This window comes from Lutispora sp. (assembly GCF_041687175.1).
In the GTDB taxonomy this organism is placed as follows: domain Bacteria; phylum Bacillota; class Clostridia; order Lutisporales; family Lutisporaceae; genus Lutispora.
The window spans coordinates 1-5,025 of the sequence record NZ_JAWLCK010000164.1 but is presented as its reverse complement, the minus strand read 5'-3'; the positions used below and the strand labels follow the sequence as shown (position 1 = coordinate 5,025).

Sequence of the window (5,025 nt, the reverse complement as noted above, 5' to 3'; positions counted from 1 at the left end):
TGTCAACATGATTTTTATTGGTTTATTCCGCCTAAAACAAGGCCACATAAAAGTGGCTCATTCATACAAAATACAGCTACTATATCCTATTTCGCATAACCTATAATAATGTACATAATTATATGCCGGCTACATGCATTATATGCATAAATACCTTTTTTGATTACTTTTTTCTTTATTTCTCATTCAAATTATATATACCATTTATTCCATCATATATAGATAGATTTATAGGTTTTTTCTCATCTTGATATATTTCTTCTATTTTATCGCATACTGCATTTACTTGTTTCTCTTCTAAAGGCTTTATAGATAAGAAAAATATATCCTTTGAATCTTCAGAGTCTCCCACTATCATATTTCCATCAAAGCCTGCCAACCCTTCACCTGTGTCAAAGTTTATGTTTCGTATTTCAATGTTCTGGTATTTGTCAGGATCAGCAATAATAATCCTGTCCTTTCTCATATCATTCTGTTCATTCATAAGCTTGTTCTCTCCAATCTACTTTATTTTATTAATACAGCCAAATAAATTTCAACACATCATCAACAAATAGGTGAAAATATAATCCTTTTTATATTATCTGCAAAAAATGTTTTCATATTACGAGAAATGTTTCTATTTTAAAATTTAAAACCTTGTCCCACTATGTTATAATTCAATCATCAACAAGCTTTATATTAAATATTCCATAGCAAATATTATATGGAGTGTGAAAAAATGAAGAAGCTTATCACTATATTAGGAATCGATGAAGAAATTTGCGTATTTTTTAGAAATGAAATATTAAAAATTTTTGGTGACTTATTTGAAGTAGACTACAGAAACAGAGATATGGAGCCGCCACCACCTATAACGGCTTCTGATCTTATATTATATACAGATCCTGAAATGCATAACGAATTCATATCAATTATAAAGTGTAACGCTCCTACCTTGATGATGAGACGAACCATTACCCGAGAGGCTTTGAAAAAGATTAAAAGCATCCCTCCAGGCAAAAGCGCATTAGTTGTCAATATAAATCAATATATGGCCAATGAAACAACGGCTCTCATATATCAGTTGGGAGTATCAGATATAACCCTCTATCCTTATTGGGAGGGAAAAGCTGCTTATCCAAAGGTAGATTACATAATAAATGTAGATCCTCGGAAATATTCATTTCTTCCATCTATGGATGCAGAAGTGATAATAATCGGTCATAGAGTCTTTGATATATCAAGCATATTCGATATTCTTTCCATATTAAGAGTTGATAAAGAAAAATCTGAAGAAATAATTAAAAACTATATGTTCAAGATTCCATCCTTTTGGTATGGATTGCAATCGACCTATGAGAACAAAAGCGTTATGGCTGCCCAATTAAATATACTTTTAGATCAGCTGTCCAGCGGAGTAATCGTAGCAGATGCTTCGGATAAAATTGAATTTGCCAATAGTAAATCTGTAGAAATATTAGGCATGCCGATGGATAGGTTATTAGATCATACTATACATACACTTTTCAATGGTAACAAAAAAATTGAAACAATTTTAAGTAATAAAGAATTTAAGGACGAGCTGGTAAAGTACAATGGCCATGATCTGGTGCTTTCCATGAAATCTGTTGAAAGGGAAAACAATTATTATGGAAAGATCATAATGATAAATCCCTATTATGAAATGATAAATACTCAACAAAAAATTCATAAAAAAATCGTAGGCAAAGGTTATTATTCTAAATACGATTTTTCGGATCTAATAAGTAATGATCCAGTATTTATTCGTACAAAAGAAATATGCAAGCAAATAGCCCCATCGGATTCTACCGTGCTTTTATTGGGTGAAAGCGGCACAGGCAAGGAGCTCTTCGCCGGCTCCATCCATAATAATTCAAATAGAAAATCTCATCCTTTTGTAGCGATAAACTGTGCCACACTGCCGGAAAATCTACTGGAATCTGAGCTCTTCGGCTATGAAGAAGGTGCATTTACAGGAGCAAAAAAGGGTGGAAAGCTTGGACTTTTTGAAATCGCAAACAGGGGTACAATCTTCTTAGACGAAATAGGAGATCTGTCTCTAAACCTTCAGGGAAGACTTTTGCGTGCATTAGAGGAAAGAGAAATCATGCGTATAGGCGGCGATTCAATCATATCTGTGGATGTGAGAGTCATTGCGGCTACAAACAGAGATTTATTAAAGCTGGTGGAGGAAGGCAAATTCAGGCATGATTTGTTTTTTAGAATAAATGTATTCCAAATCACGATTCCACCTTTGCGCAAACGCTATGAAGATATAAAGGTTATAACAGAACATTATCTAAATAAATGGAGTAAAAATATGCATGTTTACAGTGATTTCATCAATTTCTGCTACAATTATAAGTGGCCGGGAAATGTGAGAGAGTTGAAAAATGTGCTTAAATATATGACCACTATATCTAGCTCTTACCTTGCCTTTGATAATCTTCCTGATTATCTTCGCGTAAAGGATTATTACGTTAACAATAAATACACAGGCGAAGAATTTGTTCTGAAACTGCTGTATTATGCAGAAAAAATAGGTATAAATACAGGCAGAAGAACTCTCCATGTTCTATATAATAAGATATATTATGAAATATCAGAAATGGAGATAAGAAAACACATAGATAAACTGTCTAGCGACGGTAAAATTGAAAAAAACATAGGCAGGGAAGGAAATTCTATAACTCCTTTGGGGATCAGCTTCTTATTGAAAAACAACTATATAAGAGAAGAATTTGAATATGAGTTTGAAGATAAAGTCAGAAATGCGGTGAAGTTGCAATGGCTGTAAGAGCAATTATTGCTCCTACAGCCATATTAATTTTAATTATAGATCATAATAGTTAGCAAACTCAGCAGGATGAGGATACTTGTTGAATTGCTCACTCTCTGCTCTCTTCTTTTTAATCCAAAGTTTTATCAATCTTTCTGGGAAAACACCGCCTCGGGTGAGGTATTCATAATCCTTTTCCAATGCATCTAAAGCCTCATCAAGGTTCTTGGGCAGTGACTTAATCTTGGCCTTTTCCTCATCTGAAAGATCATACAGATTGAAATCAAATGGGCCCCATCCTTGAGTAGATGGATCAATCTTATTCTGAACCCCATCCAAGCCTGCCATCAAAATTGCAGCATAAGCATAGTAAGGATTGCAGGTAGCGTCAGGATTTCTAATTTCAAACCGCTTATTCTCAGGGGATTTAGCATAGGCTGGTATACGAATTACTGAGCTTCTATTGGCTGTTGCATAACCAATGGTTACTGGCGCTTCAAAACCTGGCACTAAACGCTTATAGGAATTTGTAGAAGGATTTGTTATGGCACAGAGGGATGGCACATGCTTTAAGAGCCCTCCTATGAAATATAGTGCTGTGTCGCTTAAATTTGAATATCCCTTTTCATCATAGAACAATGGTTTTCCATCCTTGAAAAGCAGCATATGAACATGCATTCCGTTTCCTGCTTCTCCAAAAATAGGTTTAGGCATAAAGGTTGCTGTCTTTCCTGCAGCTATGGCCGCATTCTTGACCACATATTTTATTATCATGGTCTTATCAGCCATTTCAGTCATTGAGCCAAGTTCAACTTCTATCTCAACTTGTCCCGAGCCTCCTACTTCATGGTGATGGTACTTAACATCTACTCCCCATTCTTTAAGCAATAGGCACATGTGGCTGCGAAGGTCATATGTAATATCCTGTGGTGCAGATATGTGATATCCACCCTTCTTAGGAACCTGATAACCAAAGTTCTGCTCATGGTCTACACCAGTGTTCCATTCTGCCTGAGCAGTATCAATGCGATAAGCAGCTCTATTTGGATTATTCTCAAAGCTTACATGATCAAATAGATGGAATTCAAACTCAGGCCCAATTATCATCTTGTCAGCTATACCTGTTTCTCTCATGTATTCCTCAGCTCTTAGAGCAACATTTCGCGGATACTGGTCAAAAGGTCTGTTGTGAGGTTTATCAATGATGCAGACATCTCCTGTCATAGTAAGAGTTGGTATCTCAACAAAGGGATCAATAGCTGCAGAAGCAAGGTTAGGTATAAAAACCATATCGCTATTTTCTACAGGAGCGTAGCCGTAGTTGGAACCGTCAAAACCTATCCCATATTCCATAGTGCCTTCGTCTAATCTCTCAGCAGGTATTGTAATATGGCGCCATCTGCCGTCCAGGTCAATCATTTTGAAGTCTATCATTTTTATGCCTTTTTCTTTGCAGAAGTTTTGTGCCTGCTCCAAAGTTTTGAACATACAAAAACCTCCTATACAATTTTATTTTTGTTTTATATAAAGCAAAACGCATGCCAATAGTATTTTATGGAATAATATAGAGAAATAAAAGGTTCACGGTAAAAGTAAATGGGATTACAATAATAAATTGCATCTTGTAATCCCATTTATTGATTATTAATATATGTTTTTATAAGAAAGGCTTCCATTGGAAGTATTTAATAACAAGGAAGCCTTTCTTGAAATGCATTTAACTGGAAAGTATAAACTTTCCGATGCATTATAAGAAAGGTTTATATTTAAATCATTTATAATAAGGAAACCTTTCTTGAAATCCATTACGGAAAGTTATTATTAAGGTAGATCTATACTTTCCTATGGATTATAAGAAATATTGTAGGAACAAAAGAAGTAAAATTCCAGGTATTCCTAAAAACCCGGCTATCAGGGCTGTTATAGGATTGATTGCTATGTTTATTCCTATAAACCCGCCGAAAATATTCAAAAAGAATAGTAAGGCTGCTCCTATGATACCATTGATTATGAATTTTATTACAATTTTTATCGGTACTACTAATAGCATACCTATTATATAGATAGCACCTATGGCCAAAAACACGGCCAGTATTGTGAAAATATCTATCTGGGGCATAAAGACCCTCCTTTTACTGCAACTTAACCAATACTTGGCTAAATAATATATATTTCATTGTACATGAAATATTACACAAAATTGCAGCAAAAAAGGTTTCTATATGTATCATAGGTCCATTTTT

At 34.6% G+C, this 5,025-nt stretch carries 4 protein-coding genes; 1 reads left to right on the top strand and 3 read right to left on the bottom strand.

The window, feature by feature from the left end:
• Nucleotides 1-175 precede the first annotated feature (175 nt).
• A complete protein-coding gene (locus ACESM9_RS14420) occupies nt 176-484 on the bottom strand; it encodes a hypothetical protein (RefSeq protein WP_373000209.1) in 309 nt (102 codons plus the stop codon).
• A 237-nt stretch (nt 485-721) separates the two neighbouring features.
• Between ACESM9_RS14420 and ACESM9_RS14415 the strand changes: the two genes are divergently transcribed.
• Nucleotides 722-2,800 carry a sigma-54 interaction domain-containing protein gene (locus ACESM9_RS14415; RefSeq protein WP_373000207.1) on the top strand — a complete coding sequence of 693 codons (2,079 nt, stop codon included), beginning with the start codon at nt 722-724 and terminating at the stop codon, nt 2,798-2,800.
• Between the two features lie 36 nt (nt 2,801-2,836).
• Here ACESM9_RS14415 and glnA read toward each other — a convergent pair whose 3' ends face one another.
• Nucleotides 2,837-4,270 (bottom strand): type I glutamate--ammonia ligase, encoded by a 1,434-nt coding sequence (gene glnA, locus ACESM9_RS14410; RefSeq protein WP_373000204.1) that lies wholly within the window; start codon nt 4,268-4,270, stop codon nt 2,837-2,839.
• 361 nt (nt 4,271-4,631) lie between these two features.
• Nucleotides 4,632-4,901 (bottom strand): pro-sigmaK processing inhibitor BofA family protein, encoded by a 270-nt coding sequence (locus ACESM9_RS14405; protein WP_373000201.1) that lies wholly within the window; start codon nt 4,899-4,901, stop codon nt 4,632-4,634.
• Nucleotides 4,902-5,025 lie beyond the last annotated feature (124 nt).

Excerpts from the sequence above, each read along its gene's own strand:
- ACESM9_RS14420 (WP_373000209.1), bottom strand. The coding sequence starts at position 484 with ATGAATGAACAGAATGATATGAGAAAGGACAGGATTATTATTGCTGAT.
- ACESM9_RS14415 (WP_373000207.1), top strand. The coding sequence starts at position 722 with ATGAAGAAGCTTATCACTATATTAGGAATCGATGAAGAAATTTGCGTA.
- glnA (WP_373000204.1), bottom strand. The coding sequence starts at position 4,270 with ATGTTCAAAACTTTGGAGCAGGCACAAAACTTCTGCAAAGAAAAAGGC.
- ACESM9_RS14405 (WP_373000201.1), bottom strand. The coding sequence starts at position 4,901 with ATGCCCCAGATAGATATTTTCACAATACTGGCCGTGTTTTTGGCCATA.